Origin of the sequence: Halorubrum sp. LN27, from assembly GCF_016635065.1 — an archaeon.
In the GTDB taxonomy this organism is placed as follows: Archaea; Halobacteriota; Halobacteria; order Halobacteriales; family Haloferacaceae; genus Halorubrum; species Halorubrum salipaludis.
On the sequence record NZ_JAEPET010000001.1, the window covers coordinates 1527857 to 1553458 of the forward strand.

The 25602-nt window shown below is 70.2% G+C and carries 21 protein-coding genes and 1 other RNA gene; 11 read left to right on the plus strand and 11 right to left on the minus strand.

Annotated features, from left to right (window positions below; all coding sequences use genetic code 11):
- The first annotated feature begins 221 nt into the window (after positions 1-221).
- Together JIN95_RS07570 and JIN95_RS07575 are read left to right on the plus strand one after the other, a co-directional pair.
- On the plus strand, positions 222-3368 hold the full coding sequence (locus JIN95_RS07570; RefSeq protein ID WP_200530992.1) for an adenosylcobalamin-dependent ribonucleoside-diphosphate reductase: 3147 nt from the start codon (positions 222-224) through the stop codon (positions 3366-3368).
- Positions 3369-4154: 786 nt separating this feature from the next.
- On the plus strand, positions 4155-4988 hold the full coding sequence (locus JIN95_RS07575; RefSeq protein ID WP_095636806.1) for an aldo/keto reductase: 834 nt from the start codon (positions 4155-4157) through the stop codon (positions 4986-4988).
- Between the two features lie 13 nt (positions 4989-5001).
- Here the strand turns inward: JIN95_RS07575 and gfo6 are convergent, their stop codons facing one another.
- On the minus strand, positions 5002-6105 hold the full coding sequence (gene gfo6 / locus JIN95_RS07580; RefSeq protein ID WP_200530993.1) for a D-xylose 1-dehydrogenase Gfo6: 1104 nt from the start codon (positions 6103-6105) through the stop codon (positions 5002-5004).
- 65 nt (positions 6106-6170) lie between these two features.
- Positions 6171-6698 (minus strand): redoxin domain-containing protein, encoded by a 528-nt coding sequence (locus tag JIN95_RS07585; RefSeq protein WP_200530994.1) that lies wholly within the window; start codon positions 6696-6698, stop codon positions 6171-6173.
- A gap of 171 nt (positions 6699-6869) precedes the next feature.
- Between JIN95_RS07585 and JIN95_RS07590 the strand changes: the two genes are divergently transcribed.
- Positions 6870-7427 carry a hypothetical protein gene (locus tag JIN95_RS07590; RefSeq protein ID WP_095636803.1) on the plus strand — a complete coding sequence of 186 codons (558 nt, stop codon included), beginning with the start codon at positions 6870-6872 and terminating at the stop codon, positions 7425-7427.
- A 12-nt stretch (positions 7428-7439) separates the two neighbouring features.
- On the opposite strand, the gene JIN95_RS07595 is transcribed toward JIN95_RS07590, so the two are convergent.
- Positions 7440-9275, minus strand: a complete 1836-nt coding sequence (locus JIN95_RS07595) for an acyl-CoA carboxylase subunit beta (protein ID WP_200530995.1) — start codon at positions 9273-9275, stop codon at positions 7440-7442.
- 168 nt (positions 9276-9443) lie between these two features.
- On the opposite strand from JIN95_RS07595, the gene JIN95_RS07600 reads away from it, so the two are divergent.
- Positions 9444-10052 (plus strand): HAD family hydrolase, encoded by a 609-nt coding sequence (locus JIN95_RS07600; RefSeq protein ID WP_200530996.1) that lies wholly within the window; start codon positions 9444-9446, stop codon positions 10050-10052.
- A 108-nt stretch (positions 10053-10160) separates the two neighbouring features.
- Here JIN95_RS07600 and JIN95_RS07605 read toward each other — a convergent pair whose 3' ends face one another.
- Both JIN95_RS07605 and JIN95_RS07610 read right to left on the minus strand, forming a co-directional pair.
- On the minus strand, positions 10161-11093 hold the full coding sequence (locus JIN95_RS07605) for a class 1 fructose-bisphosphatase (protein ID WP_200530997.1): 933 nt from the start codon (positions 11091-11093) through the stop codon (positions 10161-10163).
- Positions 11093-11896 carry an aldolase gene (locus JIN95_RS07610; RefSeq protein ID WP_095636800.1) on the minus strand — a complete coding sequence of 268 codons (804 nt, stop codon included), beginning with the start codon at positions 11894-11896 and terminating at the stop codon, positions 11093-11095. The genes JIN95_RS07605 and JIN95_RS07610 overlap by 1 nt, the downstream gene beginning before the upstream one ends.
- Positions 11897-12140: 244 nt before the next feature.
- Here JIN95_RS07610 and JIN95_RS07615 point away from each other — a divergent pair, with 244 nt between their 5' ends.
- Positions 12141-12998, plus strand: a complete 858-nt coding sequence (locus JIN95_RS07615) for a 3-hydroxyacyl-CoA dehydrogenase NAD-binding domain-containing protein (RefSeq protein WP_200530998.1) — start codon at positions 12141-12143, stop codon at positions 12996-12998.
- A 33-nt stretch (positions 12999-13031) separates the two neighbouring features.
- Here JIN95_RS07615 and JIN95_RS07620 read toward each other — a convergent pair whose 3' ends face one another.
- The 4 genes from JIN95_RS07620 to JIN95_RS07635 all read right to left on the minus strand — a co-directional run bounded on the left by JIN95_RS07620 (position 13032) and on the right by JIN95_RS07635 (position 17406).
- Positions 13032-13712, minus strand: a complete 681-nt coding sequence (locus JIN95_RS07620) for a phosphate ABC transporter permease (RefSeq protein ID WP_200530999.1) — start codon at positions 13710-13712, stop codon at positions 13032-13034.
- Between the two features lie 135 nt (positions 13713-13847).
- On the minus strand, positions 13848-14126 hold the full coding sequence (locus JIN95_RS07625) for a zinc ribbon domain-containing protein (protein ID WP_095636797.1): 279 nt from the start codon (positions 14124-14126) through the stop codon (positions 13848-13850).
- 84 nt (positions 14127-14210) lie between these two features.
- Entirely contained in the window at positions 14211-15527 is a 1317-nt protein-coding gene (locus JIN95_RS07630; protein ID WP_200531000.1) for an MFS transporter, read from the minus strand.
- A gap of 106 nt (positions 15528-15633) precedes the next feature.
- Entirely contained in the window at positions 15634-17406 is a 1773-nt protein-coding gene (locus JIN95_RS07635; RefSeq protein WP_200531001.1) for a PAS domain-containing protein, read from the minus strand.
- A 197-nt stretch (positions 17407-17603) separates the two neighbouring features.
- On the opposite strand from JIN95_RS07635, the gene JIN95_RS07640 reads away from it, so the two are divergent.
- From JIN95_RS07640 to JIN95_RS07655, 4 genes are all read left to right on the plus strand, one after another.
- Positions 17604-19037: a DNA polymerase IV gene (locus tag JIN95_RS07640; RefSeq protein WP_200531002.1), complete on the plus strand. Its 1434-nt coding sequence runs from the start codon at positions 17604-17606 to the stop codon at positions 19035-19037.
- Between the two features lie 85 nt (positions 19038-19122).
- On the plus strand, positions 19123-19551 hold the full coding sequence (locus tag JIN95_RS07645) for a hypothetical protein (RefSeq protein ID WP_200531003.1): 429 nt from the start codon (positions 19123-19125) through the stop codon (positions 19549-19551).
- Positions 19552-19655: 104 nt separating this feature from the next.
- Positions 19656-20219 carry an NUDIX hydrolase gene (locus JIN95_RS07650; protein ID WP_095636786.1) on the plus strand — a complete coding sequence of 188 codons (564 nt, stop codon included), beginning with the start codon at positions 19656-19658 and terminating at the stop codon, positions 20217-20219.
- Positions 20220-20260: 41 nt separating this feature from the next.
- Positions 20261-21202: a type II CAAX endopeptidase family protein gene (locus JIN95_RS07655; protein WP_200531004.1), complete on the plus strand. Its 942-nt coding sequence runs from the start codon at positions 20261-20263 to the stop codon at positions 21200-21202.
- Positions 21203-21616: 414 nt separating this feature from the next.
- Here the strand turns inward: JIN95_RS07655 and rnpB are convergent.
- An RNA gene (gene rnpB / locus JIN95_RS07660) (RNase P RNA component) lies at positions 21617-21929 on the minus strand.
- A 249-nt stretch (positions 21930-22178) separates the two neighbouring features.
- On the opposite strand from rnpB, the gene JIN95_RS07665 reads away from it, so the two are divergent.
- Complete coding sequence (locus JIN95_RS07665) at positions 22179-22781, plus strand: TIGR00296 family protein (RefSeq protein ID WP_095636784.1); 603 nt, start codon at positions 22179-22181, stop codon at positions 22779-22781.
- A gap of 118 nt (positions 22782-22899) precedes the next feature.
- Here JIN95_RS07665 and JIN95_RS07670 read toward each other — a convergent pair whose 3' ends face one another.
- Positions 22900-23964 (minus strand): Brp/Blh family beta-carotene 15,15'-dioxygenase, encoded by a 1065-nt coding sequence (locus JIN95_RS07670; RefSeq protein WP_200531005.1) that lies wholly within the window; start codon positions 23962-23964, stop codon positions 22900-22902.
- Between the two features lie 102 nt (positions 23965-24066).
- Here JIN95_RS07670 and crtI point away from each other — a divergent pair, with 102 nt between their 5' ends.
- Complete coding sequence (gene crtI / locus JIN95_RS07675; RefSeq protein WP_200531006.1) at positions 24067-25602, plus strand: phytoene desaturase family protein; 1536 nt, start codon at positions 24067-24069, stop codon at positions 25600-25602.

Genomic DNA, 25602 nt, shown 5'->3' on the forward strand with positions numbered 1-25602 from the left:
CAGTTTCACTCCGGTCTGGCTACGCTTATGTGTCCGGAGTCCGTTCGTTGCCGACGTACCGGAATCCAGCGTCAGACGCGCGGAACCGACGTTGCATAACGAATCGTACATATAGACGCCTGTCGGGTCCGAACATCCGAACGTACAAGGGCCCGCCTCGCCAGTACACCAACACTACAGATGATCCGTATCCCACGCAAACCGAGCGGGGTGGCCGTCGAATGAGCAGCGACGGCGTCGCCGCCGACGAACTCGAACTGCCGATCAAACGCACCACGGGCGAGACGATGGAGGAGCGCCTCACGGCCAACGCCTACCACAACATCCTGCCCGCGCGCTACCTCCGGAAGAACGCGGACGGGGAGCCGATCGAGGACCCCGAGGAGCTGTTCGACCGCGTCGCGCGCAACGTCGCGCTCGCGGAGGCGGTCTTCGAGGCGGAGAAACAGGACGTCGAGGTCACGGTCACGCCCGACCAGCTCAAGCCCGATCACCCGCGGCGCGACGAGCTCGCCGCGGAGGTCTTCGGCGCGGGGACCACCGCCGACGACGACGCGGAGACGACGCTCACGGAGCGGAACGTCAACAAGTTCGCGTACGACACGGTCGTCCCCGAGCTCCCCGAGAGCGTGCGCGAGCACGTCGAGGCGACCGCGGACCGGTTCCGCGACGGGATGGAGTCGCTCTCCTTCATGCCGAACTCGCCGACGCTGATGAACGCGGGCGACGAGCTCCAGCAGCTCTCCGCCTGCTTCGTCGACTCCCCCGACGACGACATCACGGATATCCACCAGACCGCCAAGGAGGCGGCCGAGGTGTTCCAGTCCGGCGGCGGCATGGGGTACGCGTTCTGGAAGCTCCGCCCCTACGGCGACTCCGTCGGCTCGACCGGCGGCATCGCCTCCGGCCCGATCACGTTCATGCGGACGTTCGACCAGATGTGCGAGACGATCGCGCAGGGCGGCGCGCGCCGCGGCGCCCAGATGGGCGTCATGCGCGTCTCGCACCCGGACGTGATCCAGTTCATCCACGCGAAGAACAAGGACGTCTCGCTGGCCCACTCGCTGCGGCTGAACGACCCCGACGACTTCACGCACAACTCCTTCGCGGACGCCCTAGAGGAGGCCCGCGACCTCATCGACGAGGACGGGAAGGTGCCCGAACACCTCCGGAACGCGGTCGAGGGCCACCTGTCGAACTTCAACATCAGCGTCGGCGTCACCGACGACTTCATGGAGGCGCTGTACAACGACGAGGAGTTCACCTTCACCAACCCGCGCACGGAGGAGCCTCACATCGCGACGCCGGAGACGAAGGAGATCTACGACATGTTCGGCCTCGGCGAGCACGTCGAGGTCGGCGAGGAGCTGTCGATCCCGGCCCAGGAGCTGTGGGACGACATGATCGAGGGCGCCCACGAGAACGGCGAGCCGGGCGTCATCTACCTCGAACGCGTCAACAAGGAGCACTCGTTCGACGTGGAAGAGAACCCGGACCACCGGATCCTCGCGACGAACCCCTGCGGCGAGCAGCCGTTAGAAGAGTACGAGGCGTGTAACCTCGGTCATATCAACCTCTCGACGCTCGCGGCGCAGGACGCGCCGGACTGGCGGGTCTGGTCCGCGGAGCACGCCGACGAGTACGACTCGCAGGAGGCCGCCATGTCGGCGTTCTTAGAGGAGGCGATCGACTTCGAGGAGTTCGACGAGCGGATCGACTACGGGACCCGCTTCCTCGAGAACGTGGTCACGATGTCGGACTTCCCGGTCGACAAGATCGAAGAGAAGGTCCGCGACATGCGGAAGATCGGGCTCGGCGTCATGGGGCTCGCGCAGCTGTACATCCAGCTCGGGATCCAGTACGGCACCGAGCCGGGCAACGAGGTCGCCCGCCAGCTGATGACCCACATCAACCACGCGTCGAAGCAGACCTCCCACGAGCTCGCGCAGGAGCGCGGGACGTTCAACGACTGGGAGGACTCGAAGTACGCGAACCCCACCGAGTACCGCGAGTGGTTCGAGCACTACACCGGTCTCGACGCCGACGAGTGGGAGGACGGCTTCCCCGTACGCAACCACAACACGACGACGATCGCGCCCACGGGCACGACGTCGATGATCGGCAACACCACCGGCGGCTGCGAGCCCATCTACAACGTCGCCTACTACAAGAACGTCTCCGACGACGTGCAGGGCGACGAGATGCTCGTCGAGTTCGACGACTACTTCCTGCGCACCCTAGAGGAGAACGACGTCGACGTCGACGCCGTCAAGGCGGAGGCCCAAGAGCAGATGGCGGAAAACGAGTTCGACGGCGTGGACGGGTTGGAGACGGTCCCGGACGCGATCGGCGAGCTGTTCGTCGTCACCGGCGACCTCTCGGGCAAACAGCACGCGGCGGTCCAGTGCGCCTGCCAGGAGGGCGTCGACTCCGCCATCTCGAAGACGTGTAACTTCCCGAACGACGCCACCGCCGAGGAGATGGAAGAGGTGTACCGCTACATCTACGACCACGGCGGGAAGGGCGTCACCGTCTACCGCGACGGCACCCGCTCGAAGCAGGTGCTCACGACGCGCGCGAAGAACACGGAGTTCGCCGACGAGAGCGAGGCGGCCGAGGCGATCGTCGAGCAGATCGGCGAGGTGTTCGGCGGCATCGAGTCGTTCCTCGACAACGAGGACGTGCAGGCGGCGATCGACGCGGAGATCTCGGACCTGCTCGAAGCCAGCGAGCAGCCCCGGATCGACTACAGCGAGCGCAGTCCGCGCCCCGACTCCCTGAACGGCGTCACCCAGCGGGTCGAGACAGGCTACGGCAAGCTGTACGTCACCATCAACGAGGACGACAAGGGGCTGCCGTTCGAGCTGTTCGCGAACATCGGCCACTCCGGCGGCTACACCAACTCCTTCACGGAGGCGCTCGCGAAGGTCATCTCGACGGCGCTCCGCTCCGGCGTCGACCCCGAAGAGATCGTCGACGAGCTGCAGGGCACGCGGAGCCCGAAGGTCGCGTGGGACAAAGGCGAGCAGATCCAGTCGATCCCGGACGCGATCGGCACCGCGCTCCGCCGCTACCTCGACGACGAGATCGACAAGGGGATCCCCCAACAGCAGAGCCTCGACGACGTCGAGGGCGCCGTCGACACGCCGAGCCAGACCGACGGCGGCGCGGTCGATGCGGGCGCCGCGACGGACGTCTCGGGCGCCGGCGGCCCCGACGCCGCGGACGACGCGGCCGGCGCCGACGACGCGATGCAGGAGCTGATCGCGGCGGGCGAGTCGCCCGAGTGTCCCGAGTGCGGCGGGATGAACCTCTACTACTCCGAAGGCTGCAAGACGTGCGAGTCGTGCGGCTGGTCGGAGTGTTAGACGGGCCGGATCGGCGTCGATAACGAGCGATCCGCGACGCGGCTTTTTCGGTGCGATACGGACGTACAGGTGAGCGATATCGGGAGTAGGTGAATCATTTCGGTGGGTCGGTTGTTTATAAGTCGGATTGTGGTGTTTCTGGCGAGTGTTTATACGTGATCGACGGATATGGGGTGAGAATCTGTAAAGCCCCAGTCGTTTACTTATAAACGGTTGACTGCGGATCGACGGTGAACGCCTCCAAAGCCCCAGCCGGGAGGACGGCTTACGCTTGCTGTCGTTCGAAAGGCGCGAAGCGCCTTTCGTGATGTCGTCAGAACGCGAAGCGTTCTGACTGCTAGCCAGAAATCTCCGATTTCTGGCGATGACGAGACGCCAGAGGCGTCTCGAACCACGCTCCTCACTCGGTCGCTACCGCTCCCTCGTTGTGGTGCTTGCGTCGCCTAAGCCGTCCTCCCGGCTGCCCCTTTGAGTCCCTCCCACCCGGAACCGCACAGCACCTCACACCTCCCCAGCCTCGTCGGCCGGCGCTTATAAGCGCCGGCCGCCTCCCTCGCGCGTGCTGTCTCGCGGTCGCCGAGGGCGACCGCTCGCAGGCACGCGCCACCGCCCGGTTTTATAAGCGATCGTCGCCGTCTCTCACGGTTATTTAAATGCCATCTTACCACCACCGATCTGCAACACTCACTCCCGCTACCGATCGCTGCCGGGTCCGTATCGAGGTGTCCGCAGCGGCGCGGTTCCCCGACCGGTACTTTCAATCGGCGATCCGCCGAACCGTGCGGTGTGACCGTTCCAACGAAGACGCTCCCGAGCGGCGCGGAGCTACCGGCGCTCGGGCTGGGCACGTACGACTTGGGCGACCAGACGGCAGACAGCGTCCGCGCGGCGCTCGACGCCGGGTACGCGCACATCGACACTGCCGAGGGGTATCACAACGAGGCGGCGATCGGCGAGGCGCTCGCCGAGTACGACCGCGACGACGTGTTCCTCACCTCGAAGGTGCTCGCGAAGAACCTCAACTACGAGTCGGTGATCGAGTCGTGCGAGGCGTCGCTCGACCGGCTCGGCACCGACTACCTCGACCTGTACCTGATCCACTGGCCCAACCCCGCGATCTCGCTGCGCGAGACCCTCCGGGCGATGGCCGAGCTCCGCGATCGGGGGCTCGTCCGCGACGTGGGCGTCTCGAACTTCAGCGCGTACCAGCTGAGCTGCGCGCACCACGTCTCTGACGTGCCGATCGCGGTCAACCAGATCGAGTACCACCCGTGGTTCCAGCGCCCCGACCTGGTCGACTACTGCCGCGAGTCCGACACCGTGATCGAGGCGGCGGCGCCGCTCGCGCGGACGGACGTGTTCGGCGACGAGGTCGTCGCCGAGCTGGCCGAGACGTACGACAAACATCCCGCGCAGGTCGTGCTCCGGTGGGCGCTCGACAACGACGTGGTCGCGCTGCCGCGGTCGTCGACCCCGGACCACGTCCGGGCCAACGCCGACCTCGACTGGGAGCTCGACGCGGCCGACCGCCGGCGGCTCGACGAGCGGGACCGGAACGAGCCGGTGTACGACACGCCGGCCCGCGACTGGACGAGCGACGTGTACGGGATCGAACAGTAGCGACCCCCGTTCTTCAGGCCGCGTCGCCGTCCCCGAGGTCGACCGGCCGCCCGGTCTCGGCCGACTCGTAGATGCCGTCGAGCGCGCGGGCGTCCGCGAGGGCGTGCTCGCCGTCCGGGTGGAACGGCTCGCCGGCCAAGAGCTGGTGGCCGAAGTACGCGAACTCCTCTTCGATCTGGTGGACCTGGTCGAAGTCGACGTCGACGCGGGTGCCGTCGCGGACGACGGCGAACCCGCGGTCCTCGCGCTCGTAGAAGGCGGGGTCCAGAATGAGTCTGGCGTCGGTGCCGGTGATCTCCAGCCGGCTCGCGTGCTGGGCGTTCTGGCTCACCGAGCACAGCGCGTCGACGCCGCCGGGGAACTCCAACCGGAACGTGGCGTGCTCGTCGACGCCGGCGAACGCCTCGTGGTTCGTTTGGGTCCGACCCGACACGCGGACCGGGTCGGCGCCGAGCACGAACCGGGTCGTGTTGAGCGGGTAGACGCCGAGGTCCATGAGCGCGCAGCCGCCGGACAGCTCCGGGTCGAGGCGCCACTGGTCCGCCTCGCCGCCGAGCTCGCCGAGCATCGTCTGCGACATCGTCGCGTGGACGCCGATCACGTCGCCGGCGACGCCGGCGTCGAGGAGCTCGCGGAGCCGCCGGACGGCGGGGTCGGTCTGCATCCGGTAGCCGACCATCAGGGGAACGTCCGCGTCCCGGCACGCGGCCACGAGCCGGCGAGCGCGGTCGAGGGTCGCCTCGAGGGGCTTCTCGCAGAGGACCGCCTTCTCCTGTTCCGCGGCGGCTTCGACGTACTCCAGGTGGGTCGCGTTCGGTGTCGCGACGTACACCGCGTCGTACGCGTCCGCGGCGGCGCCCGACCGGAACTCGTCGGGGGTGACCCCGGTCAGGTCGTGCTCGGCGGCGACCGCCTCCACCGCGTCGGCGTCGATGTCGGTGACGACGGTCGCCTCGGTGTACGCCGACCGCGCGATCCCCGGGAGCGCCCAGTCGCGGGCGAACCAGCCGAGGCCGACGACCGCGACCCGGACGGGGTCGGTGACGGCGTCCGGATCGAGCGTCTCCCAGTCCCGCCGCGCGAACTCGTCGAGGTACTCCGCGAAGTCGGCTTCCATGTCGGACCCTCGGCCGGGGACCGCCAAATAACCTCGACAACGGCGGTACGGAGCCGGCGACGGAGCTACCAGGGGCCGTCGTAGTTCACCCGCGGCCGGTCGACGTCGACCCCGACCTCACGGAGCGCCGCGGTCGCGTTCTGGACGGGCGAGGGCGCCGGGCGGTCGAGCGCGTCGGTCGTCGCCTCCGCGAACCGCACCGTCCAGTCGCCGTCGACGACGACGACCGCCCGGCGCGGGATGTCCGAGTGCCCCTCCCACGAGTCGGCCAGCAGGTCGTACGACTCCGCGACGCCCCCGTGGAAGTCGGAGACGATCGGGAAGGGGAGGTCGAACCGGTCGGCGTAGGCGAACCCCGCGTACAGCGAGTCGCCGGTGAGCCCGACGACGGCGAGGTCGTCGCGGTCGTGCCAGCCCGCGTCGCGGACCGCGGCGAACGCGGCGGTGCAGGTCGGGACGAAGTTCGCGGGCGCGAAACAGCAGACGACCGCCTCGTGTCGGTCGACGAGCCGGAACAGCTCCAGTTCGGTGGCCGTGCCGCCGACGACCGCGGGCGCGATGAAGTCGGGGGCCTTGACGCCGACGTTTATCATGCGTGACACATGCGCGTGCGACCGGTAAATACCCACCCCCGGCGGGGTGAGCCCGACGGATCGCTCCCGACGGGACACGCACGGGAAACAAATCCGATTAAATCTCGTTATGGGGGCTGAGAGCACGTTTCACGGTGTAAACGTTTTACGTGGTGACGACCGAGGAGAGGCGTGTTCGGTTCCCACGCCGCGACCGCGCTCGCCCTCGTCGACAGCTACGGCGCCCTCGCGGTCTTCGTGGTGTTCGCGCTGGAGGGCGCGCTCGTCGGCAAGGTGCTCCCGGCGCGGACGCTGTTCGTCGCCGCGGTCGTCGCCGTCGGCGTCGAGGCGGTCGCGGTCCTCCCGGTGTTCGCCGCGGCGGTGATCGGCGCGACCGTCGGCCAGTCAGCGATCTTCGCGGCCGTCCGTCGGTTCGACGTGGATCCGACGTCGCTCCCCCTCGTTCCGGTCGGCGACGGGGGGCTCGACGGCGCGGGACGCTGGTTCGACCGGTGGGGGCTCCCGGCGGTGGCGGCCTCGAACGCGGTCCCCGGGACGCGTGGGTGGCTCGCCGTCCCGACCGCGAACGCCTCCTCCGTCTCCGCGCCGCGGTTCGCCGCCGCGTCGCTCGTCGGCTCCGCCGCGTACGTCGGCGCGCTCGCGGCGATCGGCGTCGCGGTGGCGCTCGGGTTCGGCGGCGCCCTCGGGCTGCTGGGCGCCGAGGCGCTGGCGACGCTGGCGGCGCTGTGAGGGCGGGTGCGACTACAGGACCGTCCCGTGTTTCTTGTCCGGTAGGTCCTTCTCCACGTCCTCGTAGAAGGCGAAGCGGCCGGCCAGCTCCTCGCGGAGCGTCGAGGGCGGGACGATCTCGTCGATGACGACCTCGCTGGCCATTCGATGGATATCGATGTCCTCGCGGTACTCCTCGCGGAGGCGCTCCTCCTCGGCCGCGCGCTCCTCCGGGTCGTCGATCGCGGCGAGCTTCCGGGCGTACACCGCGTTGATCGCGGCCTCCGGGCCCATGATCGCGATCTCGCCGGAGGGGAGCCCGATGACGCTCTCGGGGTCGTAGGCGGGCCCGCCCATCGCGTAGATGCCCGCGCCGTACGCCTTCCGGACGACGACGGTCTGTTTCGGGACCGTCGCGGAGGAGGTGGCGTAGATCATCTTCTTCCCCTTCTCCAAGATGGCGTCCGTCTCCACCTGCGAACCGGCCATGAAGCCGGGCGTGTCACAGAGGTACAGCAGGGGGATCTCGTAGGCGTCGCAGGTCCAGATGAACTCGGCCGCCTTCTCGGCCGCGTCGGGGAAGATGGCGCCCGACCGGACCGCGGGGTCGTTGGCGACGACGCCGACGGGCCGCCCGTCGATCCGGCAGAACGCCGTGAGAATCTCCTCGCCGTACCCCTCCTTCAGCTCGAAGACCGACTCCGCGTCGGCGATCCGGTCGAGCAGGTCGCGCACGTCGTAGGGGCGGTTCGGCGACGCCGGGATCAGCTCGTCGATGCCGTCGGGCGAGTACTTTGGGGGTTTCGTCTCGCGTTTCGGCGGCTTCTCGCCCGCCCTGTCTGGGAGGTAGCCGATCAGGTCGGCGACGAGCTCGCGGGCGTGCTCCTCGTCGCGGGCGACCAGGTCGGCGGAGCCGGACTCCTCGGCGTGGACCCGCGGGCCGCCCAGCTCCTCCAGTTCGATCTCCTCGCCGGTGACCATCTTCACCATCCGCGGGGAGGCGATCGCCATCGCGGACATCCCCTCGACCATCACGGTGAAGTCGGCGAAGACGGGGGTGTAGGCGGCGCCGGCGATACAGGGCCCGTACAGCACGCAGATCTGCGGGACCGCGCCCGACAGCATCGAGTGGTTGTAGTAGTACTTCCCGATCCCCTCGCGGTTGGCGAAGAAGCCGGTCTGCTGGTCGATCCGGCCGCCGGAGGAGTCCATCAGGTAGAGCACGGGGTTGCCCGTCTTCAGCGCGCGCTGCTGCATCCGGAGGAACTTCTCGACGCCCTTCGCCGCCATCGACCCCGCCTTCACGGTGAAGTCGTTGGCCATGAAGTGGACGTCGCGCCCCTCGAACTCGGCCGCGCCGGTGAGGAGGCCGTCGCCGGGGAGGCGGTCGCCGGAGCCGTCGCCCCCGCCCTCGCCGTCCTCACCGTCTTCCCCCCGCCCGGCCCGCCCGGGCGCGTTCGGGTGCCAGTCGTCGAACGCGGCGAACTTCCCGTCCTCGAAGTGGAGCCCGGCCGGGTCGCCGTCCGCGGCGCTCGCGTCGCCCGCGCCGCGCGTCCCGCCCTCGCCGCCGAACCAGAGGTCGAGGCGGTCGCGGACGAACAGCTTCCCCTGCTCGGGGAGCCGGTCGCGGTACTTCTCGGGGCCCCCCTGCAGGATGTCGTCGATCTCGGCCTGCAGATCGCGCTCCCGGTCCGTGGGCCCGAGGTCGTCGTCGAGGGGGTAGTCGACTTCGGGCGGGGACGCGCTCGCGGCGGGCTCCGCGCTCTCTCCGACGTGGACGTCGACGTCGACCCCGAGGTGCTCCGCGAGCGACTTCGCTATCGCCTCGGCCTCCTCCGGCGTCGCCGCCGCGCCGACGTGGACTTTCATGGACGCAAGATTTGCGGTAGATCCTAAACAGTTTTCCATGTGGGTTTGGGCGACACAGATCTGTTGAAGTTCAGGGCGAGGACGCGTTCGTCTCCCCTGCGGCCAGTACAGGGGACTCACGGATCGCTCAATACAGAGTCTACACGTACCAAGCCTTTTCGAGGCAGGGTGAAAATCGGGTGTACGAGAGCTATCTTTTTCGACTTAGACGGAACCCCCCTCCATTACACCCGAGCGTATCGTGCTATTCTGACCGACGCAATCCGAACGGTCGAGGGTGAGGTCCGCGACGAATGGATTGACACCTATAACGAGACGTTTTTCGACATTCTCATGGACTGTCGGCCTGAGCCATACCGGCGAGCGTTTGCCACCGTCGGGGAGGACCCCGACGCCGAGGCGCTTGTCGAGGCCCTCCGTACTCGGGAAGTTGATGCCTGCCAGCCGCCGAAAAATGCTGAGGCCGACCTTGCCCGGCTGGGCGAAGACTACAAACTGGGGGTGCTGACGAATGGGGTACAGGAGTGGCAGCGACACAAGCTGGAAGCGTACAATCTTGCTGAATACTTCGATGCCGTTATCACGTCCTATGATGCGAATGGCCACAAGCCCGACCCCGAACCGTTCCGTCTTGCCGAGAAACGGCTCCCAGCAGACGACTACGCGATGGTCGGCGATGACGACGCCGACATCGAAGGAGCGCAGAAGGCAGAGTGGACGGCCTACCGATACCACGGCCAAGGGTTCGGAGACCTCCCGGACGCCCTTACGTGGTGATGTTCATCGATAAGTACGTAGCCTTCAGCGATCGGCTGTTTCAGCGTAGTTTGTGTCTGAAGAACCGGATTTTAACGGGGCCGCCGACATCGAATCCGCCCGATCCGCTCAGTCCAGCGCCGCCTGCAGCCGCTCGATCAGCGCCTCGTTGCCGACGTACAGCGGCACGCGGTCGTGGACGCCCTCGGGCTCGACGTCGAGGATGTCGACCTCCCCGTCGGTCGCGGCCCCGCCAGCGCGCTCGACGATGTAGGCGATGGGGTTCGCCTCGAAGGAGAGCCGGAGCTTCCCCTCGGGCGCGCTGGTGAGGGCGGGGTACGCGAAGACGCCGCCGTAGGTGAGCACCTGGTTCACGTCGCCGACCATGGCGCCGCCGTACCGGAGCTTCAGCTCGTCTTCGATCTCGCGGGCGTAGGCGGTGAAGTCGTCGGGCCAGTCCGGGACGCGACCGCCGAACCCGTAGACGAGGGGGTCGCCGGGAAGCCGGAGGTCGTCCTCGACGACGGTGCGGGAGACGGATCCGTCGGCGTCGGCTTCGACCACCTCCTCGCGGACCCCGGCGTCGTCGGCGACGACCATCGTCGTGATCGGACCGTAGAGCACGTACCCGGCGGCGACGAGGTCGCGCCCGGTCGCGGGGAGCGGGGCGTCGTACACCCCGACGACGGTCCCCATCGCGTTGTTCGACCGGAGGTTCGAGGAGCCGTCGAGGGGGTCGATCGCGACCGCGTACGGCGGCTCTCCGTCCGCCTCCCCGACCGCGCCGCCGGCGTCGACGGCGGTCTCGCGCTCCTCGCTGACGAACGAGCCGACGCCGTCGACCGCGGTGATGGCGTCGCCGAGCAGCTCATCGGCGTACAGGTCGCCGGCCATCACGCTCTCGCCGGAGGGGTTGTCGGTCCCGCTCTCGACGCGCCGGCCGGGGAGCGCGGCGCGGATCTCGGGCGCCGTGGCCGCGACCGCGTCGAAGATCGCCTCGACGGCGGGATCGGTGTCTCCCGGGGCGACGCCGCCGTCGGCGGCGGGGTCCGCGTCGGTCATCAGTCGTCGCTCTCGGCGATCGCCAGCGCCTCGGCCGGGTCGACCTCCTGGAAGACCACGGCCTCGAGGGCGTCGAGGATGCGCTCGGGGTCGTCCCGCTGGAAGACGTTCCGGCCGACCGCGAGCCCGGTCGCGCCCGCGTCGATCGCGTCCGCGACGTTCCGCAGGAACGCCTTGTCGTCGCGCATCGTGCCGCCGGACATCACGACCTTCGTGGGACCGGCCATCCGGACGGCCTCGCCCATCGCCTCGGCGGAGCCGGGGTACTTCACCTTCACCACGTCGGCGCCGAGCTCCAGCCCGAGCCGGGCCGCGTACGAGATGGTGTCGGGGCTCGTGTCGTTCTTGACGCCCTGCCCGCGGGGGTACGACCACATGACGACGCCCATGTCGTGGTCGCGGGCGCCCTCCTGCGCCTCGCGGAACTCCTCGGCCATCTCGACCTCGTGGTTCGAGCCGCCGTAGAGCGTGAACCCGATCGCGTCGGCGCCGAGCTCGGCGGCGTACTCCGCCGAGCAGTTGACGGGGCTGTCGGGCTCGCCCATCCAGAGGTTCGAGGTGCCGTTCAGCTTCAACAGGAGGTTCACGTCGTCCTCGTAGTCCGGGTAGTACGCCTCCGCGACCCCCTTCTGTACGGCCAGCGCGGTGACCGCGTCGTGGGTGGCGAGCTCGAAGAGCCGCTCCGGGTCGGCGGTCGACGGGTTCGGCTCGAAGTCGACCGGCCCGTGTTCGAGCCCGTGGTCGTACGCGAGGATGAGCGTCTTACCGTCCCGCGAGATGGCGTCGTCGGCGTGAGGAAGCATCAGTTCGTACTCCCGTTACATCGGTAAAAAACACTATGGTAACTCGGAGGGTCGCCGAGATCGATATCGGGTGTGTAGCACCCGCGTCGACCGCCCCAGCGACCGATCCGCGATCCACTAGTATTACTACTCAAATAGTTAATTCTCTCCGCGGGTCGACGAGCGCGGACTCGCTTCCCAGATCGGTCGCGGGGCCGCCACCGGAGTCGCAATACTTACCACCGCCGCCGCGACAGCGTCTCGCATGCGGGAACTATCCGACATCGAGACCGTCGGCGTTGTGGGGGCCGGCACGATGGGCAACGGGATCGCACAGGTCGCGGCGACCGCCGGCTACGAGGTCGTGATGCGCGACATCGAGCCGGAGTACGTCGAGCGCGGGCTCGCGAGCATCGACGACAGCCTCGCCCGGCTCGACGGGAAGGCTCGGCTCGACGAGGATCCCGAGGCGATCCGCGACCGGATCGAGGGCACCACCGACCTCGACGCCCTCGCCGCCGCGGATGTGGTCGTCGAGGCCGCCGTCGAGGACCTCGACGTGAAGCAGGCGATCTTCGCCGACCTCGATTCGGTGACCGACGACGACGTCGTCCTCGCGACCAACACCTCGACGCTGTCGATCACGAGCATCGCGAGCGCCACCGACCGCGCGGGCGACGTGATCGGGCTCCACTTCATGAACCCGGTGCCGATCATGGACGGCGTGGAGGTCGTCGTCGGGGAGCGCACCGCCGAGGGGGTCGTCGACTTCGCGCACGCCTTCGCGGCGGCCCTCGGCAAGGAGACGTGGGAGTCGGACGACAAGCCCGGCTTCGTCACGAACCGGATCCTGATGCCGTGGATCAACGAGGGCGTCCGCGCGTACGACGAGGGTGTCGCCGACAGGGCGGACATCGACCGCGGGATGAAGCTCGGGACGAACGTCCCGATGGGGCCCCTCGAGCTCGCCGACCACATCGGGCTCGACGTGGTCTTGGACGCCAGCGAGACGCTCCACGAGGAGCTCGGTGACCGCTACAAGCCGGCCTACCTCGTCAAGCGCAAGGTGGAGGCCGGCGACCTCGGCAAGAAGACGGGGAAGGGGTTCTACGAGTACGAGTAGCGCGCTCTCGCCGAGGCGGCGCCGTCGGACGCGTCAGGCGCCCTCTGCGCCTTTGTCGTCGTCGTCGCTCGCCGTCCACCGCCGCGCGCCGGGGAGGAGGGCGACGAGCTTCGTCACGTAGCCGAACTTGAACAGCCCGAGCTGGGAGAGCGCGCCGAGCGCGAACACGGCGAGGAACGCGGGCGCGGTCACGTCGAACAGGAGCGGCTGGACCGTCGTCTCCGCGGCGGCCGCGTCCAGCGTCGCGGGCGTGATCGACCGCGACGCGAACGCCGCGCCGATGAAGGCGGTGGAGACGACCAGCGTCGTCCGGCTCATCACGAACCCGAACAGCGCGCCGACGGCGACGCCCGCGAGGGTGGCGCCGACGAGGAGGAGCGTCCCCTCGATCCCGGCCGCGTCAGCCGCGTACATCGGGCCGACCGCGAACCGCCCGGCGAAGCCGCCGACGAGCCCGCCGATGGCGACGACCGCGAAGGAGAGCCCGGCGTACGCGAGGAACCCGCCGACCGCGGCGCCGATCGTGGCGGCCGCGCCGGTCAGAACCAGCCCGTCGACCGCGATCAGTCCGGCGAGGTTCGGCGCGGCGAGGTACCCCGCGCCGGCGCCGACGAGGACCCCGGTCAGCGTGACGGCGTAGACCGACACCGCGGCCCCGACGAACGCGAGGAGCAGCCCCGCGACGACGAGCCCGGCGGAGAGTGGCGTGATCATGTCTCCACGTGCTATGCGGTCCGACTTAAAAGGTCGCGAGACGAGAACGACGACAGCCGCGGCGGGCCGGTCGCCCCCGCGTCCTCACCGCCTCCGCGTCCTCACCGCCTCCGCGTCCTCACCGCCTCCGCGTCCTCACCGCCCCCGACGCCCGGCCTGCCGGTCGATGTACCTGGTGTAGCCGCCGACGGCGAGGCCGAATCCGACCACGATCAGCAGGAACCCGAGCATGCGGGTCGTTCCGAGCGTCATCAGCGCGAGGATCGCGCCGAAGACGAACGCGAACACGCCGGCGACGACGACACCGACGTCGAGGAGCGGCGACGGCTGGACGGTCTCGCAGTGGGGGCAGATCCGCGCGTCGCTCGGGATCGGCTCCCGGCAGTCGACGCAGTGGACGCGGTCGCGGGGCACGGGCGCCGGTTCGGCCGTCGGGGACTTATAGGGTTCAGTCCGCGGGGGTCGTCGGCGCCCGCCGATCGTGGGTACCGGCGACCGTCAGTCCGCCGCGGACGAGGCCGGGGCCTCCTCGCCGGCCCCGAGCGTCTCCTCGACCTGCGTCACGACGCCGACGAGCGCGACGACGGCGAGCCCGGCGCCGACCGCGAAGGGGACGACGAAGCCGAAGCCGACGAGCCAGCCGGACGCCAGCGGCCCGACCGCGACGCCGAAGCCGAACCCCATGGTGAGCACCGACAGCGTCGTGCCGGACTCGCCCTCCCGCGCGAGGTCGCCCGCGAGCGCCAGCGACGGCGCGAACACGCACGCGACGGCGACCCCCTGTCCCAGCCGGACGAGCGTCATCACGACCGGGTCGGTGACGATCCCCTGTAAGAGGGTCGTGGGCGCGAGCAGCACGAATCCGGCCAACAGGAAGGGACGGCGCCCGATCCGGTCGCTGGCCTGCCCGACGGGGACCTGGAGGAGCACGTTCGCGATGGTGACTGCCGCGAACTGGAGCCCGAACCACACCGGCGCCTGATCGAGCCGGACGTTCACCTGGTTCTGGAGGGTCGCGAACAGCGCGATGCAGATCCCCATCGCCACCGTCGCCAGCCCGAGCGCGAACACCGGGTCGAGCAGGCGCCCCTCGCCGCGGACCCGGATCGAGAGGTCGTCGCTCGCCTCGCTCGACTCGGCGGCGTCGCGAACGAGGAGGAAGACGAGGGCGAAGCTGAGGTACGCGCCGAAACAGGCCGCCGCGAACGCGGCGTCGAACCCGTCGAGGACCGGGAGGCCGACCGCGGAGAGGTCGTACGGACCGCGCTCCACGACGGCGCCGGCGAGGACCGGGCCGAAGCCGAACCCGATCAGCCGGAAGGTGTTGTACACGCCGAAGTTGCCGCCGCGGTCGTCGTCGCTCGCGGCGTACTCGTTGACCAGCGCGACCGTCGCCGGGATGATGAGCGCCGCCCCGAACCCCTGGGCCGCCCGGAGCGCGATCAGCTGCCAGTAGGCGTCCGCGACCGTGTAGAGCCCGCTGGCGGTCCCCAGAAGGAGGATCCCGATCAGCACGAAGGGTCGCCGGACGCCGATCCGGTCCGAGAGACGCCCCGTCAGGGGCTGCGAGAGGCTGTTGAGGAACCCGAAAAGCGAGAGCACGAGCCCGATGAGCAGCGGTTCGGTGAGCGTCACCGACGCCGCGCCGACGCCGACCGACGCCCCGAGGAGCGGCTCGATGTCGACCAGGTCGCTGGCGACGTACAGCGGGAGGACGACGATGAGAAAGGAGTTGCCGGCGGCGCCGACCATCCGGGCGAGCGCGAGCACGATCACCCGGCGGTCGGTGTCGACGATGCCCGAGAGAACTCCCATCGAGGGCGGATTCGCCCGCGAGCACAAAGGCGTTTGCGAACGGCGGGGATCGATCCGGTTCCGTCGCCGGGCGCCCTCAGCCGTCGGAGGGGCTCGACTGCTCCGGCTACGAGGGCCGCTCGACCCCGCGGATCTCGAACCGCGCGCCCCCGTCGGCCGCGTCGACCGCCTCGACGGTCCACCCGTGGGCGGTGGCGATCTCCTGGACGATCGCGAGCCCGAACCCGGTGTTGCCTTCGATCCCGCTCTCCCCGGGCTCGAAGAGGGCGTCGCGGATCGAATCGGGGATGCCGGGGCCGTCGTCCTCGACGAAGAACCCGTCCGGGAGGTCGCCGACGCGGATCCGCACGTCGTCGCCGGCGTGTTCGACGCTATTGCGGACGAGGTTCTCGAACAGGTTCCGGAGCCGGTCCGGGTCCGCGAGCACCTCGCCGTCCGCCTCGTTCGACAGCGACGCCGACCCGGTGTCGACCGTCTCCCAGCTGTCGGCGGCGATCCGCCCGATCGCGACCGGCTCCGGGTCGCCGACGGTCTCGCCCTCCCGGGCGAGGGTGAGGGTGTGCTCGACGATCGACTCGATGCGGTCGAGCGCGTCGGCCGCGGCGTCGAGGTGCGACGGGTCCTCGGCCAGCTCCCGCGCCATATCCACGCGTCCTTGCGCGACGTTGAGCGGGTTCCGGAGGTCGTGCGAGACGATGCCCGCGAAGGCGTCGAGCCGCTCGTTCTGGCGCTGGAGCGCCGCCTCGCGCTGCTTGAACGCCGTGATGTCCTCTTGGAAGCCGACCCACTCCGAGACCGACCCGTCGTCGTCGCGGATCGGCGCGACGCTGACGCGGTTCCAGAACGGCGTGCCGTCCTTCCGGTAGTTCAACAGCTCCACGCTCTCCGGCTCCCCGGCGTCGATCGCCTCGCGGAGCCGGGCGACCGGCTCCTCGTCGGTGTCCTCTCCCTGCAGGAACCGGCAGTTGACGCCGACCGCGTCGCCGCGGTCGTAGCCGGTCATCTCGACGAACCGGTCGTTGACGTACACCATCGGGTTGTCCGGCAGGTCCGGGTCGGTGATCGTGATGCCGACCGGCGCCTCGTCGAGCGCCCGCGTCTTCGTCTCCAGCTCCTCACGGCGCGCGCGCTCGTCGGAGACGTCCCGGAGGATCCCGACGCTCCCCTCGAAGCACTCGCCCTCGTACGGCAGCGCGGCCATGTGGTCCCGGCAGGGGATCGGCTCGCCCTCCTTCGGGACGATGTCGACCGAGAAGCGCTCCACGTCGGGGCCGTCGCTCGACAGCACCCGGCCGAGCCGGTGCTCGGCCTCCGCGACCGCCTCGTCGTCCTTGATGAACCCCGGCTTGCTGCCGATTATCTCCTCGCGGTCGTAGCCGGTCAGCTCCGCGAACGGCTCGTTGACGAACCGGAAGACGCCGGTCTCGTCGACGACGTACACGGGGTAGCCGAGCGCGTCGATGACCGTCGAGTAGCGGTCCGCGATCTCGCGGGTCCGGTGCTCGTCGACCGCCTGCTGGACGCGGTTCGCGAGCCGCCGGAGCTGCTCGGGGCCGCCCTTCTGGAAGTAGCCGGTGACGCCCGCGTTGAGCGCCTGACTGGCGATCTCTTCCGACCCCTTCCCGGTGTAGAGGACGAAGGGGAGCTTGCGGTGCTCCGAGTGGATCGTCTCGAAGAGCTCCAGCCCGTCCGTGCCGGGCATGTCGTAGTCGCTGACGACGCAGTCGAACTCGCCGTCGTCGAGCCGGTCGAGCGCGGCCGACGGGTCCGTGACGCTCGTCACCGCGACGGACGCCAGCTCGCGTTCGAGGAACGCCTCCGTGAGGTCCAGCACGGACGGGTCGTCGTCGACGTGTAACACGTCGATCCGTTCGGACATGACACGGTCTTGGTCCCCCCCGGATAAACGAATACCGCCTCCGATATCAGTTCTGAGGACGTGAGCGCCGCTGCCGCTCCGGCGTCCGCTCACGACGGGGGTGATTCCGGGTGGTTCACCACGGGATGATTCCGGGAGATTCCACTACCGCCGCGCGTGGCTGATTCTTAAGGCCGCGCGGCGCGGAGCCTCTGGCGATGGCGGGCGGAACCCTCCCCGGGACCGACGCGGACGAGGACGCGGGGAGCGACCGCGTCGTGTTCCATGTCGACATGGACTGCTTTTACGCCTCCTGCGAGCGCCTGCGCCGCCCCGAGCTGGCGGGCGAGCCCCTCGTCGTCGGCATGGGCTACGAGGCGGGCGAGACGATCGGCGCGGTCGCGACCGCGAGCTACGAGGCGCGCGCGTTCGGCGTCGAGAGCGCGATGCCGATCTCGGAGGCGCTCGACCTGCTCCCCCGGCGGGCCGACGCCGACCCCGACGACCCGGACGCGCCCGACCCGGAGGAGGCGGGTCGCTACCTCCCCGTCGACCTCGACTACTACAAGGAGGTCGCGAGCGACGTGAAAAGCGTCCTCCGCGACTGCGCCGACACCCTCCGCGAGGTGAGCGTCGACGAGGCGTACCTCGACGTCACCGACCGGACCGCGTGGGACGCCGCGGGGGGCCCGACCGATTCCGGCGACGACCCCGCCGGCCCCCCGCCGAGCGCCGCGGCCGGCCCCGCGGAGGTCCGGACCCTGGCGGAGGGGTACGCCCGGCACGTCAAGGAGCGCATCGAGCGCGAGGCCGGCGTGCCCGCGAGCGTCGGCGTCGCGCCGAACATGTCGACCGCGAAGGTCGCCAGCGACGCCGACAAGCCGGACGGGCTCGTCGTCGTGCCGCCGGGCGAGGTCGAGTCGTTCCTCGCGCCCCTCCCGACCGCGGAGATCCACGGCGTCGGCCCGGTGACGGAGCGGACGCTGGCTGATCTGGGGATCGAGACCGCGGGCGACCTCGCCGCCGCCGACCCCGACCGGCTCGGCGACGAGCTCGGGGACCGCGGCCGGGAGCTGTACCGGCGGGCGCGGGGCGAGGACGACCGGGAGGTCACGCCCACGGGGCTCCCGAAGAGCCTGTCGCGGGAGTCGTCGCTGTCGGCGACCGCCGACGAGGCGGCGAAGCGGGAGACGGTGCGCGCGCTGGCCGCCGACGTGGCCCGCCGCGCCCGCGAGCGGGGGTGCCTGTACCGCACCATCGGGATCAAGGCGGTCGAGCCCCCCTACGAGGTGAACACCCGCGCCCGGAGTCTCCCCGGTCCCGTCGACGACCCCGACCTCGTGGAGTCGACGGCGCTGGACCTCCTCGACGAGTTCGCCGGCGACCGGGTCCGCAAGCTCGGGGTGCGCGTCTCGAAGCTCGACTTCGCCGAGAGCGACCAGGCGACGCTCGGCGGGTTCGACGCGGCCGAGGGGGAGGAGGGCGGGACGGCCGGAGGACGCTCGGCGCCCGCGGCCGGCGACGGCGGAAAGCTCACCGACTGGGTCGGCGGCGATCCGCCGGCGAACGACGGGGACGAATCGGACGAGAACGGGAGCCGACGGACAGGCGAGCGCGGGGACGGCCAGGCGTCGCTCGGCGACTGGGCCTGAGGGCGTCCGCCGCCGATCCCCGGGACGGTCGGCGGCGCCGCGACCGGCGACCGGTTTTATTGCCGTATCGCGACCATCGGGAGGCATGTCCCTCGCTCGCCGCGTCCTCCTCGGCTCGGAGCGGACCCGCTCGCACCGACGACGGCTCCTCGTCCCGCCGCTGGTCTTCCTCGCCTCGTTCGCCGCCTACGCGGTGGGCCTGTTCGCGGTCTCCGGCGGCGTCGTGTTCCTCCCGGTCGACGCCGCCGCGCTCGGCGTTCTCGCGGCCGCGGTCCTCGCCGCCAGACGGAGCGGGCTGGTCCTCGCGTGGGCGAGCGTCTACGGCGCGCTCCTCGGCTCCACCGCGGACCACTACCTGCTCGGCCTCTCGGGGCGGTCGCTCGGCGAGCGCGTCGTCGCGTTCCTCTCGCCCGACGGGCTCGTCTTCCTCGGCGTCGAGGCCGTCGCGCTGGGGACGATCGCGTGGGCCGTCGGGACGCTCGCCGCGATCGCGGTCGAGCGACTCCGCGGGTGACGGTCAGGCGGCCGCGGGCGCCCACGGAGCGACGCCGGAGCCGACGTCGGCCCCGGCGCCGGCCGAGTGCGGGGATTTAGGTCCCCGAGCGCCGACCCCGACGCATGGACGACGCCGACTCCGCCGACGAGCTCGCGTGGGAGACGCTCGACACCGAGATCGACTACCGCTGTCCCGGCTTCGACGTGCGACGCGACGAGGTCCGCTTCCCGGACGGCGAGACCGACGGGTACCACTACGTCGACGAGGCGCCGGCGGTCGTGGTGCTTCCCCTCACCCCCGACGGCGACGCGGTCGTCATCGACGAGTGGCGGCAGGCGGTCGGGCGGGTCAACCGCGGGCTCCCCGCGGGGTCGGTGGAGCCGGAGGACGCGGACGACCTCGAACGCGCCGCCGCCCGCGAGCTCGCCGAGGAGACGGGGTACGAGGCCGACGCCTTCGAGCGCCTGACGACCGTCGAGCCGACGAACGGGATGGCGGACTCGGTCCACCACCACTTCCTGGCCACCGGCTGCGAGCCGACCGCCGAGCGGGACCTCGACCACAACGAGTCGATCGCGGTCGAGACGGTGCCGTACGACGACCTCCTCGAGGCCGTCGTCGACGAGGGGCTCCGCGACGGCCGGACCGTGACCGCCGTGCTGTGGTACGAGCTGCTGTATCGCTGACGACGGACAGGCCTTTGACCGATCGGTTCGAACGGGGGGCAATGAGCGATCCCTCCGAGTTCGACGCCGAGTCAGACGCCGGCGAGCGGGAGCGCGGCGCTCCGGGAGACGCCGCGGCCAGCGACGGGGGCGAGCCCGGCGAGGCCCGTTCGATGGTCGACGCCGCCGACTCGCCGGACGGGCGGGAGACGGGGTCCCCGCTCCGAACGGTCGGCGTCGCCTTCGGGCTGGGGATCGCGGGCATCCTCGGGCTTCTCGCCGTCACCACGATCGCCGGGGCTGTCGTCTACCTCGTCTCGACCGTCACCGGACGGGAGCCGTCGCTTCTCGGTTCGTTCGTCGCGCCGTTCGTCGTCGGGCAGGTCGTCGCGTTCGTCGGTGTCTCGCTCGGGTACCTTCGGTACCGGGGGCTCGACCGCGAGGCGATAATGGCGTACCTCGGCGTCCGGCGGCCGAGCATCGTCGAATCCGTGATCGCCCTGATCGGCCCGATACTCGTGATTGTCACGGTGCTCGTCGTTAGCTCGGTCGTGTTGCTGGTCGGACCGGAGCCGGCCCAGAACCAGGGCGCCCAGACCACCCTGGAGAACCCGTCGATCATTCCGATCATGATCGTCGCCATGCTGCTCGTCGTGGGACCGTGCGAAGAGCTCCTGTTCCGCGGCGTCATCCAGAGCCGCGCGCGGGAAACGCTCTCCGCGGTTCCGGCTATCCTCCTCGCGGCCTCCGTGTTTGCGCCCGCTCACATCGTCTCGTTGTCCGGGGGCGTGAGCGCGATGCTGACGACGATCAGTCTCCTCTTCGTCCCGAGCCTGATCTTCGGCGCGGTGTACGAGTACACGGAGAACCTCGTCGTCGTCGCCGTGATGCACGGGCTGTACAACAGCCTCCTCCTGACGATCGGCTACATCGTCATCACGTACGGCCCCGAGATGGAGGGCGCGGGACAGGCGACCGCGGCGCTGTCGCTGCTGCCCTTATAGATACCTTATAAAGAGGCGGTGGCGCGTGCCTGCGAGCGCCCTGATAAGGGCGCGAGACAGCACGCGCGAGGGAGTCGGCCGGCGCTTATAAGCGCCGGCCGACGAGGTTGGGGAGGTGTGAGGCTGCGGTGCTGTGTGGGGTGGGACTCAAAGGGGCAGCCGCGAGAGTGGCGCAGACGACGTAAGCACCGCAGCGAGTGAGCAATGCGAACGAGCGAGGCGCGCAACGAGTGTGCGCCACTCTCGCGGCTGGGGCTTTGGAGATCTTCACCGTGAACCCGCAGATAACCGCTTATAAGCGAACTGCTGGGGCTTTGGAGGTCTTCGTCGCCGATCCACTGCCATCCGAATATCGAGGATCGAACTCGAAGAGCCGACACAACACGATGTACCGGTCGCTACCGAGTACAAGCGGACTGAGGGGAGTAAGCCCCCTTCGGTTCGTCCCGACATTCGGCTGAGCGTCCGCGCCGTGGCCGGACTACCTTGTGGCGCGGACTTGCACCGGCGAGGATTCGCCGTTCCATCCGTTCCCACCCGTCGATCCTCATCGGGTTAACTCCCTTCCCTTGCGGGTCGGTTCGCGCGAATCACGGGTCGGGGTGGGGGGTGTCGTTGCTGTTCCAGAGCCAGCCGTCTCCGACTCCGGGCGTGTGCCCGGTCGCCCGTCCGGCCGGTGGGGGGACTTTCCTCATGCCAGAGGCACGGGAGTCGGGCTCCCTCTGTCCGGTCGCGCCTAGCCGCCGCCCGCGAATAAGGGGTTCGGTCGGGAAGGGCGTGACCGCCTCTATCCCGATCGCTCGCCAGCCCAATCACCCTCGCCCGCCGGCCCAATCGGTTTCATCCGCCGGCCCGATCGGTTTCATCCACCGGGCCGATCGCCTTCACCCGCCGGCCTGATCCCCCCGGCGAGCGGGGGCGAGCGGCCGGGTTCGCAAGGGAAGCGTTCAAGTCGTCAGCAACGTAAGGGACTATCATGTCCGAGGCTCAGACCGTTCAGCTGTCGTACGACGACGGTGCACGAGCGGTCGAACTCGCGCGGGAGGCGGTCGAGTCGTTCGTCCGACACGGACAGCGCGAACAACCCGGGAGCATGCGCGAGGCGTTCTACGCCCGAACCGGGGCGTTCGTCCGGCTGGAGTCCACGAGGGGGCGGGGGCGGCTCCGCGGCTGCGCCGGCGCGTGGGAGACCTCCGACCAGCTCGGTCACGCCATCGTCGAGGCCGCCATCAAGGCCGCCTCCGACGACTCCTGCGGCTCCGAGGTCGAGCCGAAGGAGCTCGACAACATCACCGTCTCCGTGTTCGTCGTCTCGAACACGGTGCTCACCAACGACCCCCTCGCCGACCTCGAGGTCGGCACCCACGGCGTCGCCGTCGACGGCGGCAACTCGCACGGCTGGCTCTACCCGACGGTCCCCGTCGAGAACGGCTGGTCCGGCGCCGAGTTCCTCTCGCGCGCCTGCCGGAAGGCCAAGCTCGCGCCGAACGCGTGGGAGGACGAGGAGACGATGGTGACGCTCATCGAGGGCCAGGTGTTCCGAGAGCGCGCCGACGGCGGCGCCGTCGAAGAGCTGTAGCGGGCGGGACGCGCGACCGGTCGGGTTTCCGGTCGCCGACGGATCGACTCACTTCTCGCTTCTCACCTCGAGCCTCGCCGACGGATCCCCGAACTCGGGGTCCGGTCTCCGCGACGCCTCACGGGACGTACCAGATCCCCCGCTCTCGGTCGAGTAGCTCCCCGACGACGACGTGCGGGAGCGCGATGATGCTGATCGCGACGCTCCAGAACGCCACCGCGCCGGGGAGCAGCCCGGACGACGCGAACGGGTTCGGGAACGCCCAGTAGAGCGCGGCGACGACGGCGAAGGTGGCGAGCGCGCCGGCAACCATGAGCGCCCACGCCCGCAGCGCGGTCGCCGAGGCGGAGTCACCGCCCGCGAGGTCCCACTCGTCGTCGCCGACGGGGGCGGCCTCGACGGTCGCCGTCCGGGCGACCTGCCTGGCGGAGTACCAGAACGGGAAGTAGAGCCCGACGGCCACGAGCACCGGGACGACGGCGAAGTACGCCGCGAGGAGGACGCTCTCGCCGGCGTCGACGAGCCACGACCGCTCGCCGCCGCGGACGTACCCCAGCGCGACGTGCGCGGCGAGCGCGGCGCCGTAGCCGACGAGAACCGCGGTCCGGATCGCATCGAGGTGCTCGCCGACCCCCGCCAGCGCCCCCGCGTCGACGAGGCCGACCATGAGCGTGCTGAACGCGTAGAACGTGTCGGTGTGGAAGGCGATCGGGACCAGCATGACGGCCCCGCCGCGGACCGCGGCGGCGAGGGCGCGCTGGGGTCGCGTCCGCAGGTGCTCGGTCCCGACGGTCGCGTCGAGGACGCTGAGCCCGCCGATCCCGCCTTTCGCCATCGCCACGACCAGCGCGAGCGCGAGCCCGGCGGCCGGCGCGAGCAGGAACAGCCCGACGAACCCGGCGATCGCGGCCAGATAGGCGGCGACGTACCGGCCACGGAACGACGGGCGGCGCCGCCGGAGGTTCTCGAAGTGCTCGTACCCGCCGTGGGGGAGGTTCAACGCGATCATCCCGACGAGGTACACCACCATCTGCGCCTCGATCGGGACCGCGACCCCGGCGAGCGCGAGCGCGCCGAACCCGACGACGAGCGCGGCGAGCGCCGCCCGCGAGAGCCCGAGCGAGGGGTGAACGCTCCCGCCGCCGACCGACCGCCACACGCGCTTCCGAACGGGCAGGGACATCGCACGGCACCTACGGCCCCCGTGACAAAACCCGTCGGGGCGGAATCTCACGCCCCGGGAACGCGACCCGTTGACAAGGCCCGAGAGCCCCTCGGGATCGACATGGCGGACCAGCCGGGCGACGACCCGACGATCACCGTCGTCGGCGGGGGGTTCGGCGGCCTCGCGGCGGCCGCGTACCTCGCCGACGCCGGCGGGGAGGTGGAGCTGCTCGAACGCCACGACCGGGTCGGCGGTCACGCGGGAGTCATCGAGCGGGACGGGTTCCGGTTCGACGCGGGGCCGTCTTGGTACCTCATGCCCGACGTGTTCGAGCGGTTCTTCGGGCACTTCGACCGCGAGCCGGAGGACTACTACGAGCTGGAGCGGCTCGACCCGCAGTACCGGGTGTTCTGGAAGGACGGGGACCGCGTCACGATCGGCCCGAACCGCGAGAACGTTCACGAGGTGTTCGAGTCGTACGAGGCGGGCGCCGGCGACGCGCTCGCCGAGTACCTCGACCGCGCCGAGCGCAACTACGAGCTGGCGATGGACCGAGTGGTGTACGAGGGGCGCGACCGGCTGCGCGACTACGTCGACACGGACCTGCTCCCGATGGCTCCGCGGTACCGCCTGTTCGGAAACATGGACGACTACGTCGGGCGGTACGTCGACCACCCGAAGCTCAAGCAGCTCCTGGAGTACACGCTCGTCTTCCTGGGCGGATCGCCGTACAACACCCCGGCGCTGTACAGCATCATGAGCCACGTCGACCTGAACATGAACGTCTTCTACCCCGAGGGCGGCATCGCCGGGGTCGTCGACGGGCTCGCGGCACTCGCCCGCGAACGGGGCGTCGACATCGAGACCGGCGTCGAGGTGCAATCGATCGACGGCCGGGTCGGCGCGTTCGAGCTCGCGACCGACGCCGGGACGCGCCGCACGGATCTCGTGGTCAGCAACGCGAACCCGGCGTACGTCGAGCGGGAGCTGCTCGACCCGAGCGACCGCGACCGCGATCCGGGCTACTGGAGCGACCGGACGTACGCCCCCTCTGCGTACATGCTGTACCTCGGGGTCGAGGGCGACGTGGACCCGCTCGCGCACCACTCGCTCGTCCTGCCGACCGACTGGTCGGACCACTTCGAGGCGATCTTCGAGGAGCCGCGCTGGCCCGACGACCCCGCGTACTACCTCTCGGTCACCTCCGAGACCGACGAGACGGTCGCCCCCGAGGGCCACCACGCCGTCGTCGCACTGGTCCCGATCGCGCCGGGGCTCGACGACGGGCCGGAGGTGCGCGAGCGCTACCGCGAGACGGTGTTGGAGGACCTCGCCGCCAACGCCGGCGTCGACCTCCGGGGGCGGATCGTCTCCGAGACGACCGCCTGCGTCAGCGAGTTCGCCGAGCGCTTCGGCGACCCCGACGGCACGGCGCTGGGGCTCGCGCACACCCTCTTCCAGACGGGGCCGCTCCGCCCCGGCCACCGCGCCGGGCTCGACGGGCTCTACTACGTCGGCTCGTACACGGGGCCCGGGATCGGGATGCCGATGTGCCTCATCAGCGGCGAGCACGCGGCGGCGGCCCTCCGGGAGGACTACCCCGAGGCGCTCGGCGGGGGGAGCGAGAAAGCGGCGGGACCGACGGCGGGTCCCTGA